At 43.0% G+C, this 23,756-nt stretch carries 13 protein-coding genes; 10 read left to right on the top strand and 3 right to left on the bottom strand.

The features are described 5' to 3' along the window. Positions 1-96 precede the first annotated feature (96 nt). Together mutA and scpA are read left to right on the top strand one after the other, a co-directional pair. Positions 97-1,995, top strand: a complete 1,899-nt coding sequence (mutA, locus tag G7Y45_RS19720) for a methylmalonyl-CoA mutase small subunit (RefSeq protein WP_005808421.1) — start codon at positions 97-99, stop codon at positions 1,993-1,995. Position 1,996: 1 nt separating this feature from the next. Then, the gene (gene scpA / locus G7Y45_RS19715) at positions 1,997-4,144 is read left to right on the top strand and encodes a methylmalonyl-CoA mutase (RefSeq protein WP_005781369.1); all 2,148 of its coding nucleotides are present in this window, start codon (positions 1,997-1,999) and stop codon (positions 4,142-4,144) included. A gap of 129 nt (positions 4,145-4,273) precedes the next feature. Here the strand turns inward: scpA and G7Y45_RS19710 are convergent, their stop codons facing one another. Continuing rightward, positions 4,274-5,665, bottom strand: a complete 1,392-nt coding sequence (locus G7Y45_RS19710; RefSeq protein WP_005808417.1) for an alpha-L-fucosidase — start codon at positions 5,663-5,665, stop codon at positions 4,274-4,276. Between the two features lie 124 nt (positions 5,666-5,789). On the opposite strand from G7Y45_RS19710, the gene G7Y45_RS19705 reads away from it, so the two are divergent. The 4 genes from G7Y45_RS19705 (at position 5,790) to G7Y45_RS19690 (ending at position 13,549) form a co-directional block, all read left to right on the top strand. Beyond that, a complete protein-coding gene (locus G7Y45_RS19705; RefSeq protein WP_005781365.1) occupies positions 5,790-7,940 on the top strand; it encodes a DNA topoisomerase 3 in 2,151 nt (716 codons plus the stop codon). An 89-nt stretch (positions 7,941-8,029) separates the two neighbouring features. Continuing rightward, positions 8,030-8,752: a DUF4396 domain-containing protein gene (locus tag G7Y45_RS19700; protein WP_005808413.1), complete on the top strand. Its 723-nt coding sequence runs from the start codon at positions 8,030-8,032 to the stop codon at positions 8,750-8,752. A 245-nt stretch (positions 8,753-8,997) separates the two neighbouring features. Then, positions 8,998-12,429: a bifunctional proline dehydrogenase/L-glutamate gamma-semialdehyde dehydrogenase gene (locus G7Y45_RS19695; protein WP_165016193.1), complete on the top strand. Its 3,432-nt coding sequence runs from the start codon at positions 8,998-9,000 to the stop codon at positions 12,427-12,429. 67 nt (positions 12,430-12,496) lie between these two features. After that, a complete protein-coding gene (locus G7Y45_RS19690; RefSeq protein ID WP_005781360.1) occupies positions 12,497-13,549 on the top strand; it encodes a linear amide C-N hydrolase in 1,053 nt (350 codons plus the stop codon). 107 nt (positions 13,550-13,656) lie between these two features. Here G7Y45_RS19690 and G7Y45_RS19685 read toward each other — a convergent pair whose 3' ends face one another. Then, positions 13,657-15,021: a dipeptidase gene (locus tag G7Y45_RS19685; protein WP_032531999.1), complete on the bottom strand. Its 1,365-nt coding sequence runs from the start codon at positions 15,019-15,021 to the stop codon at positions 13,657-13,659. Between the two features lie 12 nt (positions 15,022-15,033). Beyond that, the gene (gene aroC, locus G7Y45_RS19680) at positions 15,034-16,110 is read right to left on the bottom strand and encodes a chorismate synthase (protein ID WP_005808404.1); all 1,077 of its coding nucleotides are present in this window, start codon (positions 16,108-16,110) and stop codon (positions 15,034-15,036) included. Between the two features lie 260 nt (positions 16,111-16,370). Here aroC and G7Y45_RS19675 point away from each other — a divergent pair, with 260 nt between their 5' ends. The 4 genes from G7Y45_RS19675 (at position 16,371) to G7Y45_RS19660 (ending at position 23,745) form a co-directional block, all read left to right on the top strand. After that, positions 16,371-16,949 carry an RNA polymerase sigma factor gene (locus tag G7Y45_RS19675; RefSeq protein WP_005781354.1) on the top strand — a complete coding sequence of 193 codons (579 nt, stop codon included), beginning with the start codon at positions 16,371-16,373 and terminating at the stop codon, positions 16,947-16,949. Positions 16,950-17,048: 99 nt separating this feature from the next. Next, positions 17,049-18,248: a FecR family protein gene (locus tag G7Y45_RS19670; RefSeq protein WP_005821694.1), complete on the top strand. Its 1,200-nt coding sequence runs from the start codon at positions 17,049-17,051 to the stop codon at positions 18,246-18,248. A 128-nt stretch (positions 18,249-18,376) separates the two neighbouring features. Further along, complete coding sequence (locus G7Y45_RS19665; protein WP_005821693.1) at positions 18,377-21,829, top strand: TonB-dependent receptor; 3,453 nt, start codon at positions 18,377-18,379, stop codon at positions 21,827-21,829. Positions 21,830-21,858: 29 nt separating this feature from the next. Further along, positions 21,859-23,745, top strand: coding sequence for a RagB/SusD family nutrient uptake outer membrane protein (locus tag G7Y45_RS19660; protein ID WP_005821692.1), 1,887 nt, complete (start codon positions 21,859-21,861; stop codon positions 23,743-23,745). Positions 23,746-23,756 lie beyond the last annotated feature (11 nt).

Here is a 23,756-nt window from a genome sequence, read left to right as displayed (position 1 = left end):
TCAGTATATTTGCAAGTCGCAATCTTACATTTTGATAAAGGATTCAGAGAAATAAATTGAGATAACAATCTTATTTTAATTTTAAATAAATAAACTATGGCAGACAGTAAAGAAAAACTCTTCTCAGATTTTTCTCCTGTTTCCACCGAGAAGTGGATGGAGAAGGTCACAGCCGACCTGAAAGGAGCTGATTTTGAGAAGAAACTCGTTTGGAAGACAAACGAAGGATTCAAGGTAAAACCTTTCTACCGGATGGAAGACCTGGAAGGACTGAAAACAACCGATGCGCTTCCCGGAGAATTTCCTTATTTAAGAGGTACAAAGAAGAACAGTAATGAGTGGTTGGTTCGCCAGGAGATTAAGGTGGAATGTCCGAAGGAAGCCAACGCCAAGGCTCTGGATATTCTGAATAAAGGTATCGATTCTCTTTCTTTCCATGTGAAGGCTAAAGAACTCAATGCGGAATACATTGAGACTTTGTTGAACGATATTTGTGCAGAATGTGTTGAGTTGAATTTTTCTACTTGTCAGGGGCACGTGGTAGAACTGGCTGATTTGCTGGTAGCTTATTTTCAAAAGAAAGACTATGATTTGACAAAGCTGCAAGGCTCTATCAATTACGATTTCTTCAATAAAATGCTGACAAAAGGCAAAGAGAAAGGGGATATGGTACAAACAGCCAAAGCGCTGATCGAAGCTACTGCCCAATTGCCTAAATACCGTGTACTGAATGTGAATGCCCTGACACTGAACAATGCAGGTGCTTATATTTCTCAGGAATTGGGATATGCATTGGCATGGGGTAATGAATATATGAGTCAGTTGACCGAAGCTGAACTTCCTGCTGCCATCGTAGCCAAAAAGATTAAGTTTAATTTCGGTATCAGTTCTAATTACTTCCTTGAAATTGCAAAGTTCCGTGCTGCCCGTATGTTATGGGCTAACATAGTGGCTTCTTACAACCCGGAATGTCTGCGTGATTGCGAAAATAAAGGACCTAACGGAGAATGCCGTTGCGCTGCTAAAATGAAGGTACATGCTGAAACATCTACTTTTAATCTGACTCTGTTTGATGCTCATGTAAACTTGCTTCGTACACAAACTGAGGCAATGTCGGCTGCTCTGGGTGGTGTAGATTCAATGACGGTGGTTCCTTTTGACAAGACCTATGAAACTCCGGATGAGTTTTCCGAACGTCTGGCCCGTAACCAGCAACTGCTGTTGAAAGAAGAATCACATTTCGATAAAGTAATTGACCCGGCTGCCGGTTCTTACTACATTGAAAATCTGACAGTCTCTATTGCTAAGCAGGCATGGGAAATCTTCCTTGCCATTGAAGAAGAAGGAGGCTTCTATGCAGCATTGAAAGCCGGTACTGTTCAGGCTGCTGTGAATGAAAGCAATAAAGCACGCCATAAAGCTGTGGCTCAGCGTCGCGAGATTCTGCTGGGTACTAACCAGTTCCCAAATTTCAATGAAAAAGCGGGTGATAAGAAGCCGGTAGAAGCCACATGCTGTTGTGGTGGACACGATACTTGTGAAAAAGATGTTACTACATTGAACTTCGATCGTGCGGCAAGTCAATTTGAGGCGTTGCGTCTTGAAACCGAAGCCAGTGGGAAACGTCCGAAAGCATTTATGCTGACGATCGGTAATCTGGCTATGCGGCAGGCACGCGCACAATACTCTTGTAATTTCCTGGCTTGTGCCGGATATGAGGTGGTTGATAATCTTGGTTTTGAAACGGTTGAAGCAGGCGTAGAAGCTGCGATGGCTGCAAAAGCCGATATTGTGGTGCTCTGTTCAAGCGATGAAGAGTATGCCCAATATGCTGTTCCGGCTTTCCAGGCTTTGAATGGCCGCGCCATGTTCATCGTTGCCGGAAATCCGGAATGCGCCGAAGAACTGAAAGCAGCCGGTATTGAGAACTTCATCCATGTACGTGTAAATGTACTGGAGACACTTAAAGAGTTCAACGCTAAATTATTGAAGTAAGATGAGAAAAGATTTTAAAAACTTAGATATCTACGCAGCATTCCAGCCCGCTAATGGTGCAGAATGGCAAAAGGCTAACGGAATCGAGGCCAACTGGAAGACTCCGGAACACATCTGCGTAAAGCCTGTTTACACAAAAGAAGACCTTGAAGGAATGGAACATCTGGACTATGCTGCCGGTCTTCCTCCTTATTTGCGTGGTCCGTATTCGGTGATGTATACCCTTCGTCCATGGACTATCCGCCAGTATGCAGGGTTCTCTACAGCTGAAGAGTCGAATGCTTTCTATCGTCGTAACTTAGCTTCCGGACAGAAAGGCCTGTCGGTTGCTTTTGACTTGGCTACACACCGCGGTTATGACCCTGACCATGAACGTGTGGTAGGTGACGTTGGTAAGGCCGGCGTGTCTATCTGTTCGCTTGAAAATATGAAAGTCTTGTTTGATGGCATTCCTTTGAACAAGATGTCTGTATCTATGACAATGAATGGTGCCGTACTTCCGATTATGGCATTTTATATCAATGCCGGATTAGAACAGGGAGCCAAACTTGAAGAGATGGCCGGAACGATCCAGAATGATATTCTGAAAGAATTTATGGTGCGTAATACCTATATTTATCCGCCTGCATTCTCTATGAAGATCATCTCTGATATTTTTGAATATACTTCACAGAAGATGCCGAAGTTCAACTCTATCTCCATTTCTGGTTATCACATGCAGGAAGCAGGTGCCACAGCTGATATTGAGTTGGCTTATACGTTGGCTGATGGTCTGGAGTATCTTCGTGCCGGTGTTGCTGCAGGTATCGATATCGATGCTTTTGCTCCGCGCCTCTCTTTCTTCTGGGCTATCGGAACAAACCATTTTATGGAAATTGCCAAAATGCGTGCTGCACGTATGTTATGGGCAAAGATTGTGAAACAGTTTAATCCGAAGAATCCGAAGTCGCTTGCATTGCGTACTCACTCGCAGACTTCCGGTTGGTCATTGACTGAGCAAGATCCGTTTAACAATGTAGGACGTACTTGTATCGAGGCTATGGCTGCTGCGCTGGGACATACTCAGTCGTTGCACACCAATGCGCTTGATGAAGCTATTGCTTTGCCGACAGACTTTTCTGCCCGTATTGCCCGTAATACTCAGATTTATATTCAGGAAGAAACTTATATTTGCAAGAACGTAGATCCGTGGGGTGGTTCTTACTATGTAGAGTCATTAACTAATGAACTGGCTCACAGTGCTTGGGAACATATTCAGGAAATTGAGAAGTTGGGCGGTATGGCGAAAGCTATCGAAACCGGTATTCCGAAGATGCGTATTGAAGAGGCTGCTGCCCGGGCACAAGCTCGTATCGACAGTGGTTCACAGACTATCGTCGGTGTAAATAAGTATCGTCTTGAGAAAGAAGACCCGATTGATATTCTTGAAGTTGACAATACCGCTGTTCGTAAAGAGCAGATCGAGAACCTGAAGCGTTTGAAAGAAGGCCGTAACCAAGCTGAGGTGGACAAAGCATTGGCTGCCATTACCGAATGTGTCAAAACCGGTAAGGGCAATTTACTTGAGTTAGCTGTAGAAGCTGCTCATGTTCGTGCAACATTGGGTGAAATCTCGTATGCTTGCGAACAAGTAGTAGGACGTTATAAAGCAATAATTAGAACTATATCAGGCGTGTATTCATCAGAAAGCAAAGGCGACGCTGACTTTAAGCGTGCTTGCGAACTCACTGAGAAGTTTGCAAAGAAAGAGGGACGTCAACCTCGTATTATGGTTGCAAAGATGGGCCAGGACGGTCACGATCGTGGTGCCAAGGTAGTAGCTACCGGTTATGCCGACTGTGGTTTCGACGTGGATATGGGACCGTTGTTCCAGACTCCTGCGGAAGCAGCTCGTGAAGCGGTAGAGAATGATGTTCACGTAGTCGGAGTTTCTTCGTTGGCTGCAGGGCACAAGACATTGGTTCCGCAGATTATTGAAGAATTGAAGAAGTTGGGACGTGAAGATATCGTAGTAATAGCCGGTGGTGTAATTCCTGCCCAGGATTATGACTTCTTGTATAAGGCCGGTGTAGCTGCGATCTTTGGTCCGGGTACTCCGGTGGCTAAGGCTGCTTGTCAGATTCTGGAAATCCTGATGGATGAAGAATAAAAAAACAGTCTTTGAGAAATGATAAACGAAGAGGCGGAGTATTGCAATACTCCGCCTCTTTATGATTTTAGTTCTATCCCGGTCAATATCATCTACGTATTATTTATGGAATAAATGGTTGCATGACTATTATTGGGGGGTGAAGGAGAATGCAAGCGCGTTCACCTCTGTTTTCAGATTCTGAGGTAAATAGACACGTACCCGATTGTTCTTTATTTCCCATCTTACTTTTTTACCGTTTTGAAGGCAGTAAACAGCACTTCCTTTAGCAGGAATATTATTTTCCCATTCTATGTAGTTAGGAAGAGTCCGGGCTTTCGGATCACTGTATAATGCATACATTGTTTTTTTGTTTTTGTTCATGGTAAACCAGATGCCTTCACTATGATAGTCAGGAGTCGTAACGGTATTGTAGATAGCCGGGCCGTTTTTCGTCATCCATTCTCCTATAGTGTCCAACCGGCTGACAATTTCTTCTTGTAATATTCCTTCAGGGGTAGGGCCGACACCGAGTAGCAAACTTCCGCCTTTAGCTACGATTTCCATTAACTTTGCTATCACTGTAGTGGGTGATTTGAATACCGCATGTGGAGTGTATCCCCAGTCTACTCCCAGTGTCATGCAAGTCTCCCATGGGTAGGGAAGTTGTTTGTCCGGGATTTGTTGTTCCGGGGTCTGATAATTTTCGTATTTACCATGGATGGTGCGGTCTACGAATAAAATACCCGGTTGTGCTTTTCGTGCCATTTGCGATATACGGTCCATGTCCAATACCGATTTGGTTCCGGGGTTATTTACCCATCCTCCGTCTAACCATAAAATGTCGATAGAACCGTAGTTGTGCATCAACTCGCTGATTTGGTTGTAAGTGAACTCTTTGAATTGATTCCAGCGCCAGGGGTTCTTTTCTATATTGTAATTCTGTGTACGGCGGGGAGTAGCGTAGCGGGGCCACCAATAATATTCCGAGTGCCAGTCCGGTTTAGAAAAATAGGCTCCTACCATTAAGTCGTTGTTGCGAAAAGCTTCAAACACATATTTGGCTACATCTGCCCGGGGATTTGTTTTGAAAGGACCCTTTGAAATTGAAAAATCGGAGTAAGCCGTGTTGAACATATTGAATCCATCGTGATGTTTGGTGGTGAAGATGGCATAACGCATACCTGCCGCTTTGGCAGCCTGTGCCCACTGTTCCGGGTTGAAACGGGTAGGATTGAATGAATCTTTCAATCCCCAGTACCATTTTTTATAATCTTCATAGGCAATGGTACTATCACGCGGTATCCAATCCGCTTCTTCCGAACAGATGGACCATGATTCTACAATTCCGGCAACGGAATATAATCCCCAGTGAATCAGCATTCCGAACTTCTGGTCCTGCCAGTGATGGAGTTTCCTGACCACCAGAGAATCTTCGGGAGGTGTATATTGGTCAGAGCGTTCATGGACATATTGTGCTTTCGCATTGAAAGCAAATACAAAGAGTAAGGTAAGTGCAAATAATAATTTGTAGCTTTTCATGTCTTTTTAAATTTTAAAGATTGTACAGAGCAAAGCTACAAAATAAATGGCGATGGATTACTACTTCCCCCTTTCTATTTTTTTGTATCTTTGTCTGCTCAATTCTCATTATAATAAAAAACAAATGATAGTTTGCATTGCCGAAAAGCCCTCTGTGGCACGTGATATTGCTGATATATTAGGAGCCCGCGAACGGAAAGAGGGGTATATTGAGGGGAACGGATACCAGGTAACCTGGACGTTCGGCCATCTTTGTACCCTGAAAGAACCCCATGAATATACTCCCGGATGGAAATCATGGAGTTTGGGCAGTCTGCCTATGATTCCTCCTCGTTTTGGCATCAAACTGATAGAGAACCCTACTTACGAAAAGCAATTCCGTATTATTGAAAGGTTGATGCAACAGGCCGATGAGATTATCAATTGTGGTGATGCCGGCCAAGAAGGAGAGCTGATTCAGCGGTGGGTGATGCAGAAAGCCGGAGCGCGGTGTCCGGTAAAACGTTTGTGGATTTCTTCGCTGACCGAAGAGGCTATTAAAGAGGGTTTTGCAAAGTTAAAAGATCAGGATGATTTTCAACCGCTTTACGAGGCAGGTATGTCCAGAGCCATTGGCGACTGGCTGCTTGGGATGAATGCTACGCGGCTTTATACCGTAAAATATGGACAGAACCGACAAGTGCTTTCTATCGGACGTGTTCAGACACCTACTCTTGCTCTTATTGTCAATCGGCAGCTTGATATTGAAAATTTTCAGCCAAAACAATATTGGGAACTGAAAACAATGTACCGTGATACGACTTTTTCTGCCCTTATTCGTAAGAGTGATGAAGAGTTGGCTGCTGAAGAAGAAAAAGCCGGTGGCAAGACTAAGAGAACAGAGAACCGGGGCATTGACCCGATAGCTAACCGTGACGAGGGGATGGCATTGGTAGAACGTATTAAAAACCTGCCTTTCGTGGTAACTTCTGTGGTTAAGAAAGATGGGAAAGAGTATGCTCCCCGTCTGTTCGACTTGACCTCTCTTCAGGTGGAGTGCAATAAGAAATTTGCCTATTCTGCTGACGAGACCCTGAAACTGATTCAGTCGCTTTATGAAAAGAAAGTGACTACTTATCCGCGTGTAGATACTACTTTCCTCAGTGATGATATTTATCCCAAATGTCCGAATATCTTAAAAGGGCTGAAAGATTACGAAGTACTGACTGCACCGTTGTCCGGAACTTCATTGCCTAAGTCAAAAAAAGTTTTTGATAGTTCGAAAGTAACCGATCACCATGCTATTATTCCCACAGGGGTTCATCCGCAAAATCTGACAGATATGGAACGTAAGGTTTTCGATCTGATAGCCCGTCGGTTTATAGCCGTTTTTTATCCTGATTGTAAAGTCTCTACCACGACTGTAATGGGGGAGGTAGATGGCATTGAATTCAAGGTGACTGGCAAGCAGATTCTGGAACCGGGATGGCGTGTGGTCTTTTCCAAAGATGTGAAAGATCCGAATGAAGAAAAAGAAGGTGAAGAGGAGAATGTACTTCCTGTTTTCGTGAAAGGAGAAAGTGGCCCGCATCTACCCGACTTGAATGAGAAATGGACTCAGCCACCTAAACCTTATACCGAAGCCACTCTGCTTCGTGCGATGGAAACTGCCGGTAAATTGGTTGACAACGATGAACTTCGAGATGCGTTAAAAGAAAATGGTATTGGTCGGCCGTCTACCCGTGCAGCTATTATCGAGACCCTTTTTAAGCGTAATTATATCCGTAAGGAGAAAAAGAACCTGATAGCTACCCCTACAGGAGTGGAATTGATCCAGTTGATTCATGAAGAGTTGTTGAAATCAGCTGAGTTGACGGGTATTTGGGAGAAAAAGTTACGTGAGATAGAGAAGAAGACTTATGATGCACGGCAGTTTCTTGAAGAGTTAAAGTTGATGGTAGCCGAAATAGTCAACAGTGTTCTGTCTGATAATACGAACCGCCGTATCACTATTCAGGAAGCGGCAACGGCGGAAGAAGAAAAGAAGAAGAAAGAACCGAAGAAACGAGAACGTAAACCCACTACTCCGAAAGAGAAAAAGATGAAAGTCATTTCTGCAACTGAGAATGCGTCTCCTGCCACCGGATCGGCTCAACCGGATGTGCTGACAGGGGCAGACTCTTTGGTGGGACAACTTTGTCCGCTTTGCGGAAAAGGAACGATTATTAAAGGTAAAACTGCTTATGGTTGTTCCGAATGGAGAAATGGATGCACTTATCGGAAAGCCTTCGAGTAGTCTTGTTGTTTTGTTAATACATAATTTTAACTGAACTATTTTGCAAAAGGCTCGTTATTAATACCACTTATCAATTAATAATGAGCCTTATGAATACAATGTTCTTCAATGCAGTATCTTGCTTTTTCGTATGTGCCGGTCTTATCATAGCCCTTATTCTGGCAATTAATGTAATATTTCACAAACAATCCATGAAGATAATGAATATAGTCTGGGTGCTTACCGGGCTGTGGGGACATTATTTTGCGTTGTTTGCCTATTATACTTTTGGTATCCGGAAAGATAGCATGGTAGAAGTGGCTCCCGTAGAAAGTATGAAGATGGATATGAAAATGCCGATGGAGATGGACATGCCTGATATGCGTCCCAAATGGCAGTCCATCACTTTGTCTGCTTTTCATTGCGGGGCTGGTTGTACGCTGGCAGATCTTATTGGAGAATGGTTTACTTACTGGGTACCTTTACGGATAGGGGGGAGCTTGATAGCAGGCAGCTGGGTACTTGATTTTGTTTTAGCATTGGTTATAGGCGTTTTCTTTCAATTTGCCGCAATCCGTGAAATGGAGAAAATCTCTTTTAGTAAAGCTGTTTCGCGTGCCTTTAAGGCCGATTTCTTTTCATTGTTAGCCTGGCAGGTGGGTATGTATGGTTGGATGGCTGTTGTTACTTTTGTACTTTTTACAGATGCACCTCTTGAGAAAACATCCTGGACATTTTGGTTTATGATGCAGATTGCCATGCTTTTTGGTTTTATCTTATCCTATCCGGTGAACGCATTGTTAATCAAAGCGGGTATCAAAAAAGGAATGTAATTTTCTGATTCAGGAAAAATAGCCCAAAGAGCATTGATTCTTAGAAAATATCTATATATTTGCAGATACACACCTCCTTAAATTATACTATTATGGACCGATATCTGCTTTTTGACCGGTTTTCACAGCAAGCGTTGCAGACTTTGCATCGCTATCGTGCCGTTATGTTCAGCCCTACCATGTTTCTGTAATTGTAAGTTGAGATTATTTTCTGATTCAATACATTACTTTAACATTGATTTCTTATGGACAGACCAACTATTGCTGAAGTAAACGAATGGGTACTGAAACTCTACAATACCTGTGAAGCAACCATTACAAGTGAAGAGCGTCGTGAGCAACATAAATATGCCGTAATGGTGCAGCGTCCTCAAGATAAAAAATTCCTGGTGAAAATGCTGGACGAATCTTCCCAGATACGTGACCGGAAGAAACTTGCCAAACGAATCAAAACACTGATAGATGAATATGGAGTTCCTGAATTTCTAAATAAAAGGGATACTTTTCTTTTTAAAATGTATCAGGCTTTCGGACATCATTTTGATTTTATCGCTATCCCTATTATCAAGAAGCGATTGCGTACGGATACCTCTAAAGTGATTATTGACGAATCGCGTCCGAACCTGACAGAACATTTAGCGTCCCGTTTTAAAGAGAAGATCGGACAAAACGTCAATTTGTTGGGGGAAGTGGTTTTGGGTAATGGAGAGGCTGATCATCGGTATCATCATTATCTGGAAGCTTTGGAATCTCCGGATATAAATTATATATCGGTTAAAATCTCCGGCATCTATGCTCAGACACATGCATTGAATTATCGGGAGAGTTTTCCTGAATTGGTCAGACGCATGTCTGCTCTTTATCAAAAGGCGATCGATAATCCATATGTAGACGAAGACGGGCTGAAACGTGCTAAGTTTATCAACCTTGATATGGAGGAGTATAAAGATGCACATTTCACTATGCGTCTGTTTAAAGAGGTGCTGAGCAAACCCGAGTTTAAAAATTATTCGGCCGGTATTGTCGTTCAGGCATACTTGCCCGACGCTTATGATTTTCAGACTGAGTTGCTTGAGTTTGCCAAAGCACGGGTAGAATCCGGGGGGGCACCTATCAAGATGCGTCTGGTGAAAGGCTGTAATCTGGAAATGGAAACCGTTATTTCTTCACTTCGTGGATGGCCTAATCCGGTACGCCCGTCAAAGACGGAAGTAGATGCCAATTATTTGCATTTGTTGGAGCGTGGCTTACAACCCGAAAATGCTGAAGTGCTTCATTTGGGAGTTGCTTCGCATAATCTGTTCTCTATAGCATATGCCTATTTGTTGAGCCGGAAATTGGGTACATCAGACTATATGACGTTTGAGATGCTTGAAGGAATGGCCAATCATTTGTGGCGTGCACAGTCTATGTTAGGTAACCGGGTGATTCTCTATACTCCGGTTGTGAAAGACGAACATTTCCTCAATGCAGTGTCTTATCTGGTGCGGCGTATGGATGAAAATACGGCTCCTGATAATTTTCTGACCCATTCGTTCAATTTGAAGCCGAATACCGATACCTGGAACTTTCTGGCTCAACAGTTTGAAGATGCTTATGCGATGAAAGATCATCTGACTCATACTTCGCCACGAGTACAGGATCGGAATAAACCTTATACGCCGGCTATGCCTTCAGACCGAATGGAAAATGAGCCGGATACAGATTTCGACCTGAAGCAAAACCAGGAGTGGGTGGAGAAGATATTTGCCAAATGGAAAAAGTCGAAAGAGGATGTGCCCGAAATTATTCCATTGCAAATTGGAACTGAAAATATAATTACGGAGAAACGTTATAAATATCTGGATCGTTGCCAGGAAGAGGATGTTTGTATATGTGAGATGTCACAGGCCAATGCGGAGCAGGTGGAACGGATACTTTCTATAGCCGAAGCCGATCCTGCCGGATGGAGAAAAACCAAATTGGAAGACCGGCATAAGATGATGTATGCTGCTGCCAATAATCTGGCGGAGATGAGGGGAGATTTGATAGGCTGTATGTGTGCAGTAACCGGAAAAACAGTTGTTGAAGGAGATGTAGAAGTATCTGAAGGAATCGACTATGCACGTTTTTATACTACAACGATGAGAACTTTTTCGGAGTTGGGTGATGTTAGTTTAACAGCAAAGGGGACTGTACTGGTTATTTCTCCATGGAATTTTCCTTGTGCCATTCCCATAGGTGGCATTGTTGCCGGCCTGGCCGGGGGAAATACTGTTATACTGAAACCTGCTACGGTGGCAGCTCCGGTGGCTTGGTTGTTTGCCAAAGCTTTTTGGGATGCGGGAGTACCCAAAGAAGCATTGCAAGTGATCATAACTGATCGGGAGGCTTTGAAGCTGCTTACCACTTCTCCGATAGTGAAACATATTATTTTGACCGGTGGTACAGATACAGCCCGTAGTATAGCAAAATCAGCTCCGGTTACTCCACTTTCGGCAGAGACCGGAGGAAAGAATGCCATTATACTTACCGCTTCCGGTGATCGTGACCATGCTATTATGAATATTGTTTCTTCTGCTTTTGGCAATGCAGGACAGAAATGTTCTGCCTGTTCGTTGCTGTTAGTGGAACGTTCGGTCTATGAAGATAAGAGTTTCCGTGAGAAACTGATTGATGCGGCTACCAGTCTGAAAGTAGGGAGTGTCTGGGATCCGGGCAATGTAGTGGGGCCTATGATAACAAATAAAAATGAAAAATTACTGCAAGCATTAGTGCTGGAACCTGGGGAGACTTGGTTAGTGCCGCCAAGATTCATTGATAAGAAGCAATATATACTGGCTCCTACTGTAAAGTGGGGAGTGAAGCCGGGTAGTTACTCTTTTCGCACCGAGTTGTTCGGTCCGTTGTTGAGTGTGGCTTGTATTGAAGATTTACAGGAAGGAATTGATTTGGTGAATGGATTGGATTATGGCTTGACATCCGGCCTCCAGAGTCTGGATGAAACCGAACAAAAGATCTGGAAAAATTCGTTAATGGCCGGAAATCTGTATATCAATCGGGGTATAACAGGGGCTATTGTCAACCGGCAGCCATTTGGCGGGATGAAACTTTCGGCTTTCGGTGGAGGAGTGAAAGCAGGTGGCCCGAACTATTGCAGTTGCTTTGTGAAAATAGCCGATAAACCTGATAGTAAAACCGACTATCGTCAAAGCTATACTAAAGCCTTTCAGGAGGAATTTTCAAAGCCGAGGGATATAAATAATCTTTATGGTGAACAGAATTTGTTCCGTTATTTGCCACTGAAGAGTATGGTATTGAGGCTTTTCCCGGATGACAGGAATGAAACAGCAGAGATGATAGTATATGCTGCCCGGTTGTGTGGAACTCCACTTACCATTAGTTATGACCCATCGGACGATCGTACCGAAGCTTTGGCAGACACAGGTTGTCGGTTGAGGAAGGAGACAATGGATTCATTTATCAGTAGTATCTCCGAATACGAACGTATCCGTACCTGCTCACCGGAAATACCCGTGAAAATATACGAAGCAGCTGTACAGACTGACAAGTATATTGCTACAGCACCTCCGGTGAAAGACGGAAGGGTAGAGTTGATACATTATATTAAAGAGCAAAGCATTGCTTTTGAGTACCATCGGTACGGAAGTATTTCGGAAGTACCTGCCTGTGAATAAAACTAATACTCTATGGTTTTGTTATCTAAATGCAGATAACAAAACCATTTTAATTAATAAAAAGAGTATGAGAAAGAAAATTATGATGGCAGCTTTGGTTACTATAGCTGTCAATTTGATCTGGGGTGGACAGCCTGCGAAAGCATGTACACGTGCAGTTTACATTGGACCGGATAATATGGTGATTACCGGACGTACGATGGATTGGAAAGAGGATATTCAGTCTAATTTATATCTTTTTCCCCGTGGTATCAAACGTGCAGGATACGATAAAGGAAATACGGTAGAATGGACTTCGAAGTATGGTAGCATTGTGGCTACCGGGTATGATATCGGTACTTGCGACGGCATGAATGAAAAAGGATTGGTTGCCAGTCTCCTGTTTCTGCCGGAGTCTGTCTATACCCGTCCCAATGACACCCGCCCTGTAATGGGGATTAGTATTTGGACACAGTATGTGCTTGATAACTTTGCAACAGTACGTGAAGCTGTTGAAGAGCTAAGTAAACAAACCTTCCGCATTGATGCTCCGAACATGCCTAATGGCTCTGCATCTACATTGCATATGGCTATCACTGATGAAACGGGTAATTCCGCTATTCTGGAGTATATCAATGGAGACCTGATCATCCATGAAGGTAAAGAATATCAAGTAATGACAAACTCTCCCCGTTACGATCTTCAATTGGCTGTGAATGATTATTGGAAAGAGGTAGGCGGTTTGAATATGTTGCCGGGAACCAACCGTTCAAGTGACCGTTTTGTGCGTGCTTCTTTCTATATTCATGCTATTCCGCAGACATCGGATGCGAATATTGCTGTACCGAGTGTATTGAGCGTGATGCGGAATGTATCTGTTCCTTTCGGAATCACAACTCCGGACAAGCCGTATATTTCTTCCACACGTTGGCGTTCGGTTTCTGATCAGAAAAATCGGGTATACTACTTTGAGTCGACTTTGACTCCTAACCTGTTCTGGGTAGATTTGAATAAGGTTGATTTTAGTCCGAGTGCAAATATCAGGAAATTATCTTTGACACACGGGGAAATTTATACAGGAGACGCAGTGAAAGATTTCAAAGACAGTAAATCGTTCACATTTATGTTTGAGTTGCCATGATAAGTCTTACCACAAATAACACGGATTAAAACAGCATTCAATTTTAGGTCGCAACGGAACCTGATTGATATCTGTTTTAATCCGTGTTATTATTTGTGATAAGAAGCTTACTTTTTACTGTATGTCAGATGAAATTCTACAACTGCCTCGATCCCTTTTCTGAATATATCCAGAGAGAAGTTTTCATTAGGCGAATGAATAGCATCCGATTCCAGTCCGAATCCCATAAGTACGGTTTTTATTCCTAACACCTGTTCGAAGGTTGATATAATAGGGATACTCCCTCCGCGACGTACGGCCAATGGTTTTTTACCGAAGGCTATTTCAAATCCTTTTTCTGCTGCCTGATAGGCCGGTAGTGATATAGGGCATACATATCCTTGTCCTCCATGCATCGGTGTCACTTTTACATCCACTGTAGCCGGAGCGATCCGGCGGAAGTAGTCTGCAAAAAGCTCTGAGATTACATGATGGTCTTGGTGCGGAACCAGCCGACACGATACTTTGGCATAGGCTTTTGACGGGAGTACGGTTTTAGAGCCTTCACCGGTATAGCCACCCCAAATGCCACAAATATCGAATGAGGGGCGGCAACTGTTTCTTTCCAGGGTACTGTATCCCTTTTCACCAAAAAGCTCTTTTACACCGATGGCTGCCTTGTATTTTTCCTCATTAAAAGGAATATGGGCGATCATTTCCCGTTCTGCTTGTGGAACTTCTTCCACGGCATCATAAAATCCTGGGATCGTGATGCGTCCGTCAGCGTCAATTACTTTACTCAACATGCCGCAAAGCACATTAATCGGATTAGCTACAGCCCCACCGAAGTGCCCTGAATGCAAGTCGCGATTTGGACCTGTTATTTCGATTTCCCAATAGGCCAAACCACGCAGCCCGGTAGTTAATGAAGGAAGATCGGCACCCAACATACTGGTATCTGATACCAGTATGATATCGGCCTTTAGTAGTTCCTTATGCTCTTCACAGAAGGCCTCCAGACTTGGTGAACCGATTTCTTCTTCTCCTTCGAAAATAAATTTCACATTGTTTTTCAGCAGATTGTATTTTACGAGATACTCAAAAGCTTTTACTTGAATAAATGCTTGTCCTTTGTCGTCATCGGCACCTCGCGCCCAAATATGTCCGTCACGTATTTCCGGTTCAAAAGGTTGGCTTTTCCACAAATCGAGAGGTTCGGCAGGCATCACGTCATAATGCGCATATATCAATACCGTTTTAGCGTTAGGGTCTACTATCTTTTGTCCGAATACGATAGGATTTCCTTTTGAAGGCATAACGATGGCTTCATCTGCTCCGGCTTCGAGTAATAATTGTGTCCAGCGTTGTGCACATGCCAGCATATCGTCATGATGTTCCGGTAATGCGCTGATACTGGGAATACGGATGAGGCTGAATAAATCCTCCATCATCATCGGTTCGTTCTCTGCAATATATTTCTGAATTTCGTTCACGTTGAATAATTATTAAAGTTGCGTCATTCTATCCAATAAATAATAGTCGAGTATGGTCATTGCTGCCATGGCTTCTACAATAGGTACTGCACGTGGCAATACACATGGGTCGTGACGTCCCCTGGCTTTCAATGTGGTATCGATGCCGTCGATATTAACAGTTTCCTGTTCCATCAGTACCGTGGCTACCGGTTTGAATGCTACCCGGAAGAAGATATCTTGCCCGTTACTGATCCCCCCTTGGATTCCTCCGGAGTGGTTGGTTCGTGTTTCTATCCGCCCATTATTGTTGTAGAACACATCGTTTTGCTCTGATCCTTTTTGTTTGAGTCCTTTGAAACCGTCTCCATACTCAAAAGCCTTTGCAGCATTGATACTCAGCATGGCATTTCCCAATGCGGCATGTAGCTTACCGTATACAGGCTGTCCAAGTCCGATAGGACATCCTTTGATGACACAAGTCAATACGCCTCCAATGGTATCTCCTTCACCCTTGATTTTATAAATCAAATCCTGCATTTCTTTTGCTTTTTCGGGGTCCGGACAACGCACCGGATTGCTTTCAATCAAGTCAAGATCGTAATCCGTATAATTACCCTCCAATTTAATTGGACCTACCTGTGAAGTATAAGCTGTGATGTGAATTCCCAATTGACGCAATGCGAGTTTTGCCAAAGCACCACCCACTACCCTTGAAATGGTTTCACGTGCAGAAGAACGTCCTCCACCACGGTGATCACGGATTCCATACTTTACAGTGTATGTATAATCGGCATGTGACGGACGATATACTTTTTCCAGGTTATTATAGTCGTTTGAATGTTGGTTCTCGTTCCATACGATAAACCCGATGGGGCATCCTGTAGATTTTCCTTCGAAAATGCCCGAAAGAAATTCTACCTTATCAGCTTCTTTGCGTGCAGTGGTAATGACCGACTGCCCCGGGCGACGGCGGTTCAGTTCTTGCTGAACGAACTCCTCGTCGATAGTGATACCTGCTGGAAATCCATCAATCACTCCTCCGATTCCTTTACCATGAGATTCGCCAAAGCTGGTTAGTCTGAAAATATTGCCAAATGAATTGAACATATTGAATAAGGCTTTAAAGTTTAGTATATGCAAATATAACAATAAATTTCAGGAAAGAGTTGTTCTCTTCGGTTTTCCTTCATAAGGGGAGATTGAATTTCGCTGTAATAGATGCCGGCTTTTGTTTGTCCTCTAATTAATACAAGAAAGAAGATTAGCAATTATAAAGGAATTTTATAGTTAAAAAGAGAGGTTTCTTGACTACCTTTAATGAATTTTTGCTTATTTTGCGCAACTGATGTTGTCAGAAGTCATGCGATATGTATAATAATGATCCCGTTGAGAGTAGTAATGCGAAGTGGCAGTCATTTCTGGAAGGAGATGACAATGCTTATGCATGGCTGTATTCTCAATATGTTCAGCAACTCTATCAATATGGGTGTCGCTTTACTACAGATACAGAGATGGTGAAAGACTGTGTCCAGGATGTTTTTGTGAATATCTACAGACAGAAAGGTAAATACTCTTCTCCTCCTGCCAATATTAAAATCTACTTAATGTCTTCGTTAAGGAATTCTATCTTTAATGTCTTTAATAAAGGGAGTTTACATGACACTTATATCTCTAATATAAATTATGAGTTCGATTTGTCGGTAGAAGAAAAAATTATTGAGACCGAAGATGAAACATCTCAGAAACATACTGTTGCCCATTTGTTGAATACGCTTTCTCCCCGACAGCGTGAAATCATCTATTATCGTTTTTTTGAAGGGCTGGATTACAGTTCTATTTGTGAGCTGATGGGGCTTAATTATCAGTCAGCCTATAATTTACTTCAGCGATCTCTTACCCGCTTGCGTGAAATGTATGGTATATTGCCATTTTTCTTTCTATTCTAATTCCTTGTTTTTCAGCTGGTAATAGAAATTCAATAAAAAAATCCGCTTTTCACTGAGTAGATTTCAGAGCTCTGTCTGTCTTTTTATAAAAAGAAGAAAATGGAGCGAACTCACTATATACACTATACCGCAGCTGATTTGTTGAACGACGGACCTTTTCTGGACTCAATGCAGCATCCTACGGAACAAAGTGAAGATTTTTGGGCAAGATTGGAAAAAGAAGACAGCGATTTTGCCAAAGAGTTACATATGGCTCGAAGTTTTTTAAAGATTGTAGCCGTAAGTCCTCAAAAGCAGATGACAGACGATGAAGTGGGAATACTTTGGGAACGAATCAGCTATCAGGTAGCGGTTGAGAAAAAAGCGAGAAGAGGAAAAAAACGATTAATTTTCCTGCGTGTAGCGAGTATTGCTGCCTGTATATCAATGTTGGTCTTGAGCAGTTATTTTGTTTTTTCCCTTATTGCTTTTTATGAAGAAAGTTCATTTTACAGTTTGGCCAGTATCTCCCAACCGGATCATAGCGATGACATACAGTTAGTCTTGTCGAAAGGGCAGAAGGTGGTTATGGATGGGAAAGAAAGTAAATTACACTATAAGAAGGGTGGTAAAATAGCCATCAATTCCGGAACGGCTCAGGCAGATGAAGAAGGGGGCGCAGGTTATAATCAGTTAATAGTTCCTTCCGGAAAACGTTCTTTTATAACATTTTCCGACGGGACACGAATAGCCGTGAATGCTAATACCCGTGTGGTATATCCGACAGAGTTTGCGGCACATAGGCGGGAGATTTATGTGAATGGAGAAGTCTACCTTCAGGTATCTCCTGATAAAACCCGGCCTTTCATCGTAAAGACCAATCGGATGGAAGTAGAGGTGCTGGGCACGAAATTTAATGTGAGTGCTTATGATTCTGCAGAGGAACAATCGGTGGTTTTGGTATCCGGTAAAGTGAAAGTGGATACACATAAGCATCCCGAGAAAGTTCTTAACCCCAATGATATGTTAACTTATGATGACCAAGGGAACGAGTTGCGGATAAATACAGTGGATGTGTCTGAATATATCAGTTGGGTAGAAGGCTATTATTGCTTTGAACGTGAAAAGATTGAAGTAATCATCGAAAAGTTATCTCAATATTATGGAAAACACATCACAGCTGATTCGGGGCTGATCGGGTTAACCTGTAGTGGTAAGCTTGATTTACGGGAAGATTTATGGGATGTTTTGGAAATGTTAAGTAAAACCATACCTGCGAAAGTAGAGATCAGAGAGAACCATTTTTTATTAACCAAGTAATTTCTAATAGTATGAAACAAGGACCTTAAATTTTTTAAGAAAGGGTTGGATAATACCCTCATATCATCCAACCCCTGATTAGATTAAACTACGTAAAAACAAATTTGTTAATCAAATCGTACAAATGTATGAATAATCATGGAATATTTAGTCCCAATAGGACTAAAGTAGGAACTTTATTATCAATAAAAAGTATTTTTTTATTTTTGTTATTCACTTTTGCATTCGAAATAGCTTATGCTTCAAGTGTTTACTCGCAAACCAAAGTCTTTACTATGCAATCTGCCGGAAAAACCGTACTACAGGTTTTTAAGGAGATAGAGAAGAATAGTGAGTTTATCATCTTTTACAGGGATGGTGTTATTGACTTGAACCGGAAAGTCAGTGTAAATGTGGTTAATCAGTCGGTCGAAAAAATATTAGAGCAATTATTGGCACATACCGATAATGGATTTACCATTAAAGACCGTCAGATCATTATTTATAAAAAAGAAACTTCCGAGTCCGCCTCTGCCCCTCAGCAGAAGGCTAAAATCAAAGTTACCGGAGTCGTTACCGATGCAAAAGGAGAGTCAGTCATCGGTGCAAACGTAGTGGTAAAAGGAAATCCTACTATCGGTGCCATAACCAATATGGAAGGACGTTATGAAGTCATGCTTCCGTCGGATGATGTGATTTTACTGGTCTCATACCTGGGATATAATACCGAAGAAATCAAGGTGAAAGGACGTCGTAACATCAATGTCGTATTGCACGAAGACTCAAAAGCGCTTGATGAGGTAGTGATAGTCGGTTACGGTAAACAGAAAAAAGAGAGTGTGGTGGTATCCATGAGTTCGATAAAACCCAAAGACATTGTCGTTCCTTCCCGAAGCCTGAATAACAGCCTTGCCGGTCAGGTGGCAGGTCTGATTGCGGTCCAGCGTTCCGGAGAGCCCGGTTATGATAATGCCGAATTCTGGATTCGCGGAGTCAGTACTTTTGCCGGAGGAACTTCTCCGCTTGTACTTGTCGATGGAGTTCCCAGAAATATGAGTGATATTGAACCGGATGAAATAGAAACATTTTCTGTACTGAAAGATGCGGCCGCTACTGCCATTTATGGTGCGGAAGGAGCTAACGGTGTAGTACTGGTGACTACTAAGCGCGGACGGGTTGAGAAGGCTAAAATATCTTTTAAGACAGAACATACGATTTCGTCACCTACTCGTCTTCCGGAATTTGTTGGTTCTGCCGATTATCTGAGCCTGTATAACGAAGCATTGCGCAATGATGGAGAGGGACCTCAATTTTCTGATGAACTGATAGCTCATTACCGTAACAACGATGATCCGGATCTGTACCCTAATACCAATTGGATTGACGAACTTCTTCGTAAGAATACCTTCAGCCACCGTTATACACTCAATGTACGCGGTGGTACGGAAAAGGCCAAGTATTTCGTATCAGGTGCCTATTTTAATGAAAGCGGATTGTTCAAGAACAGACCGAATGGGATTTATGATACCAATATCGGTATTGACCGGTTTAATCTGCGTTCTAATATTGATATGGCTGTATCTTCTACTACTACAGTAGGAGTAGATCTTGCCATGCAATATCTCATTAATAATTATCCGGGAACAGGTACTTCCACCATTTTCCGTTCCATGTTGATCACTCCTCCCTATGCTTTCCCGGCTGTGTACAGTGACGGAACAGTAGCTACTTATGCTCAGGAAAGAGATGCCAATATGCGTAACCCTTATAACTTATTGATGAACTCCGGTTATGCAAAAGAATACAGAACCGGTATCCAGTCAAAAGTAAATGTCAATCAAAAACTCGATTTCATTACCAAAGGTTTGTCTGCCAACCTGAATATAAGTTATGACTATGACAGCGAGATGATTATCCGTCGTGAATATAATCCGACACGATATCATGCTACTGGTCGTGATGAATTGGGACAACTGATTTTCTCTACGGTTGTATCGGGTAACCCGGATATTCAGGATCCCAAAAACAGTGCGACATCTGCCACCAAGAAAATTTATATCGATGCGTCTGTCAACTACAAACGTACGTTTGGAAAACATGACGTGGGGGCCATGTTGCTGTATATGCAGAAAGAGACACAACAGCACAATGTTCCTCTTCCTTTCCGTAAGCAGGGGTTTGTGGGCCGTGCCACTTATGGCTATGACGGACGCTATTTTGTCGAAGGCAACTTTGGTTATACCGGTTCCGAAGCATTTGCCGAAGGTAATCGTTTCGGCTTTTTCCCGGCAGTCGGTGCCGCTTACTATCTTTCTAACGAATCATTCTATCCGGAAGCGGTAAAAAAGATAGTTAATAAACTAAAGCTGAGAGCATCTGTCGGACGTACGGGTAATGATAAAACGGGACAGGAACGCTTTTTGTATCGTCCTACTTTCACGACCAATGCCGGTGGATTTACACAGGGTATCGGAGATACTGGCGGAACCAACGGAATAGGTAACGGTATTGTTGAAGGACGTTTTGCAGCCCCCTATCTGGCTTGGGAAATTGAAGATAAGCAGAATTATGGTTTTGATCTTGGATTGTTCGATAACCGTATTGATATTATTTTCGATTATTTCCGTTCCGAACGTAGAGATATCTTGCTACAACGCCGTACTGTTCCCCAGTTGGGCGGACTTCGTCAAGACCCATGGCAGAACTTTGGTAAGGTACGTAATCAGGGTGTGGATATGTCAATGAACCTCAATCAGCAGATAGGTAAACTGAAACTCAGCGCCCGCGGGACATTTACCTTTACGCGCAACAAAATTCTTGAATACGATGAACTACCGCAGAAGTACGATTATCAAGCAGTTACCGGTACCCGGGTTAGCGAAAATACTCTTTATATTGCCGACCGGCTTTATACCGAGGACGATTTTATAGTCAGTACCAATGCCAACGGATTGAAAACCTATAAACTTCGTTCGGAACTTCCGCGTCCTACTTTGGGAGGATTGGTTGGTCCGGGTGATATCAAATACGTCGATGTAAATGGTGATGGTGTGATTGACTCTTACGACCAGGTAAGAGGAGTAGGGAACCCGAGTACCCCTGAAATTATTTATGGATTTGGCCTTAATGCCGAGTACAAGGGTTTCTATGCAAGTATCTTTTTTCAAGGGGCAGGCAATACATCTGTTCTTCTGGGAGGGGCTACTTCAGAAGGATGGTACCCGTTCTCCTGGGGTGTCGACCAGTCCAATTACCGTACGTTTGCTTTAGACCGTTGGACCGAGAGCAATCCCAGCCAGGATGTCATTATTCCGCGTTTGCATAAAAACAATGCCAATAATGCCAACAACCGGGTGGCAAGCACCTGGTGGCTGCGTGATGGTTCATTCTTACGACTGAAAAACATAGAGTTCGGTTATCAGCTTCCTAAGAAATTTATGGATAAGATTGGTTTTGAGGCTGCCCGTATTTATATTATGGGATATAATCTTGCTGTGTGGGACAAGATTAAGTATTTCGATCCGGAAGCCGGTAATGCCAACGCAGGTTTGAATTATCCTCTGCCACGTACTTTCACACTCGGTTTAGACTTTACATTCTAAAAAGAAAAAACAGATTAATAAATAGAAAGATGAAAAAGCAAAATTCTATATATACTTTGCTGATAGCGCTATTGTGCTTTGTTAGTTCTTGCGACTATCTGGGAGTTTCCGAACAACTTGCGGGAGGTTTGCAGAATACCGAACAGGTATTTGATAACGTATCGTATACAAAAAGATGGTATGCCAATGTTTTTGCCGGTATCCCCGACTATTCGGGAATAAACAGCGTGAATGTGGGAGCTTTCAAGAATCCTTGGACGGGTATGTGTGATGAACTGGTCGTAGGATATGGAAACTCTTCCAAATACAATAATTCGGATAGAAATGCTTCCAACATGGGATTTCATCGTTATGGCGACTGCTACAAATACATCCGTCAGGCCAATATCTTTTTGCAGAAGGCCCATCCGATCGTGACTACAGGTACTCAGGGTGACCAGTTGCTGGAAGACGAGCTGACGCAGATGAAAGCCAACGTACGTTTTATGCGGGCATTTTATCATTATTTGTTGTTTGAACAGTACGGTCCGATCATTTTGGTGAAGGACAAGATATACGATGCAACTGAAGATCAGGACGTACCCCGGAACACGGTGGACGAAGTGGTAGCGTACATTGATTCCGAACTGACAGCAGTTGCTTCAGAATTGACTCAGGAGCCCATTTTTGAAGATAAGGATTATCGTGCCTGGCCGACCAAAGGAGTTGCTCTGGCCGTTCGTGCCAAGTTGTGGCTGTATGCTGCAAGTCCTCTTTTAAACGGAGGATACAGAGAAGCTTTGGCGGTGACGAATCCGGATGGTACCCGCCTGTTTCCCGATTATGATGCCGGTAAGTGGGAGAAAGCTCTTGCTGCTTGCAAAGACTTTATCGATTATGCCGAGGCCGGAAGATATGAATTGTATAAAGAATATAAAGACGACAACGGTGCTGTCATTGATCCGGACAAGTCTGTATATAATCTGTTTCAGAAATATACACACGAAATTATCTGGGCCACGGCAAATAATGATTGGGGAGGAATGAATGGCGATGCTTTTGATCGTCGTATCGCTCCGCGCTGTGAAAAAAATGGTTTGGGTTCCACCGGAGTTACGCAGGAATTGGTAGATGCTTTTTATATGAAAGACGGGCTTCCCATTTCGGCTACGGCTTATTTGCCGCAATCCACACTTTATCAGGAAGAGGGATACGGGACTTACAAAGATCAGAATGATAACTTCTCCAAGAAGTATACCAACGTGTCTGTCAGCAACCGTTACCTCAATCGTGAACCTCGTTTTTATAACACCGTTTTCTTCAATGGACGTCAATGGCCTGTGAGCTGTAATCAAGTGTTGTTTTACAATGGTGGAAACTCCGGTGTGCAAGAAGGACAGGCCACGCTGACCGGTTATATGCTTTTCAAACGTTTCAACCGTTCAGTCAGTTTGACCAATCCGGGGGTAGCCTCTCAGTTCCGTCCTTCTATTATATTCCGTTTGGCAGATTTTTATTTGATGTATGCCGAGGCAGCCAATGAAGTCAATCCTAACGATGTGAGAGTTTTGAAATACCTCAATCTCGTGCGTGAGCGTGCAGGATTGCCCGGTGTAGAGACCTTGAATCCTGCTATTCGTGGTAATCAGGAGTTGCAGCGGGCTGCTATTCAGCGCGAACGTCAGGTGGAACTGGCTACAGAAGGGCAACGTTATTTTGATGTAAGAAGATGGATGATTGCCGATAAAAACGGAGAAGGTCGTCAGAACGGTTATGTACATGGAATGAATGTGCGTGGCGAACCGAATGATATTGACGATTTCAATCGTGTAGTGGAAGCAAGTCAGATTGTATTTAACCGGAAAATGTATTTATATCCGATGCCTGACTCAGAAATGCGGAAGACTAAGAATCTGGTACAGAATCCGGGATGGTGATTTTGAACGAA

This window comes from Bacteroides sp. ZJ-18, assembly GCF_011038705.2.
GTDB classification, from domain to species: Bacteria; Bacteroidota; Bacteroidia; order Bacteroidales; family Bacteroidaceae; genus Bacteroides; species Bacteroides hominis.
Note: the sequence above shows the minus strand (reverse complement) of the source record. Positions and strands in the feature narration are given on the sequence as shown.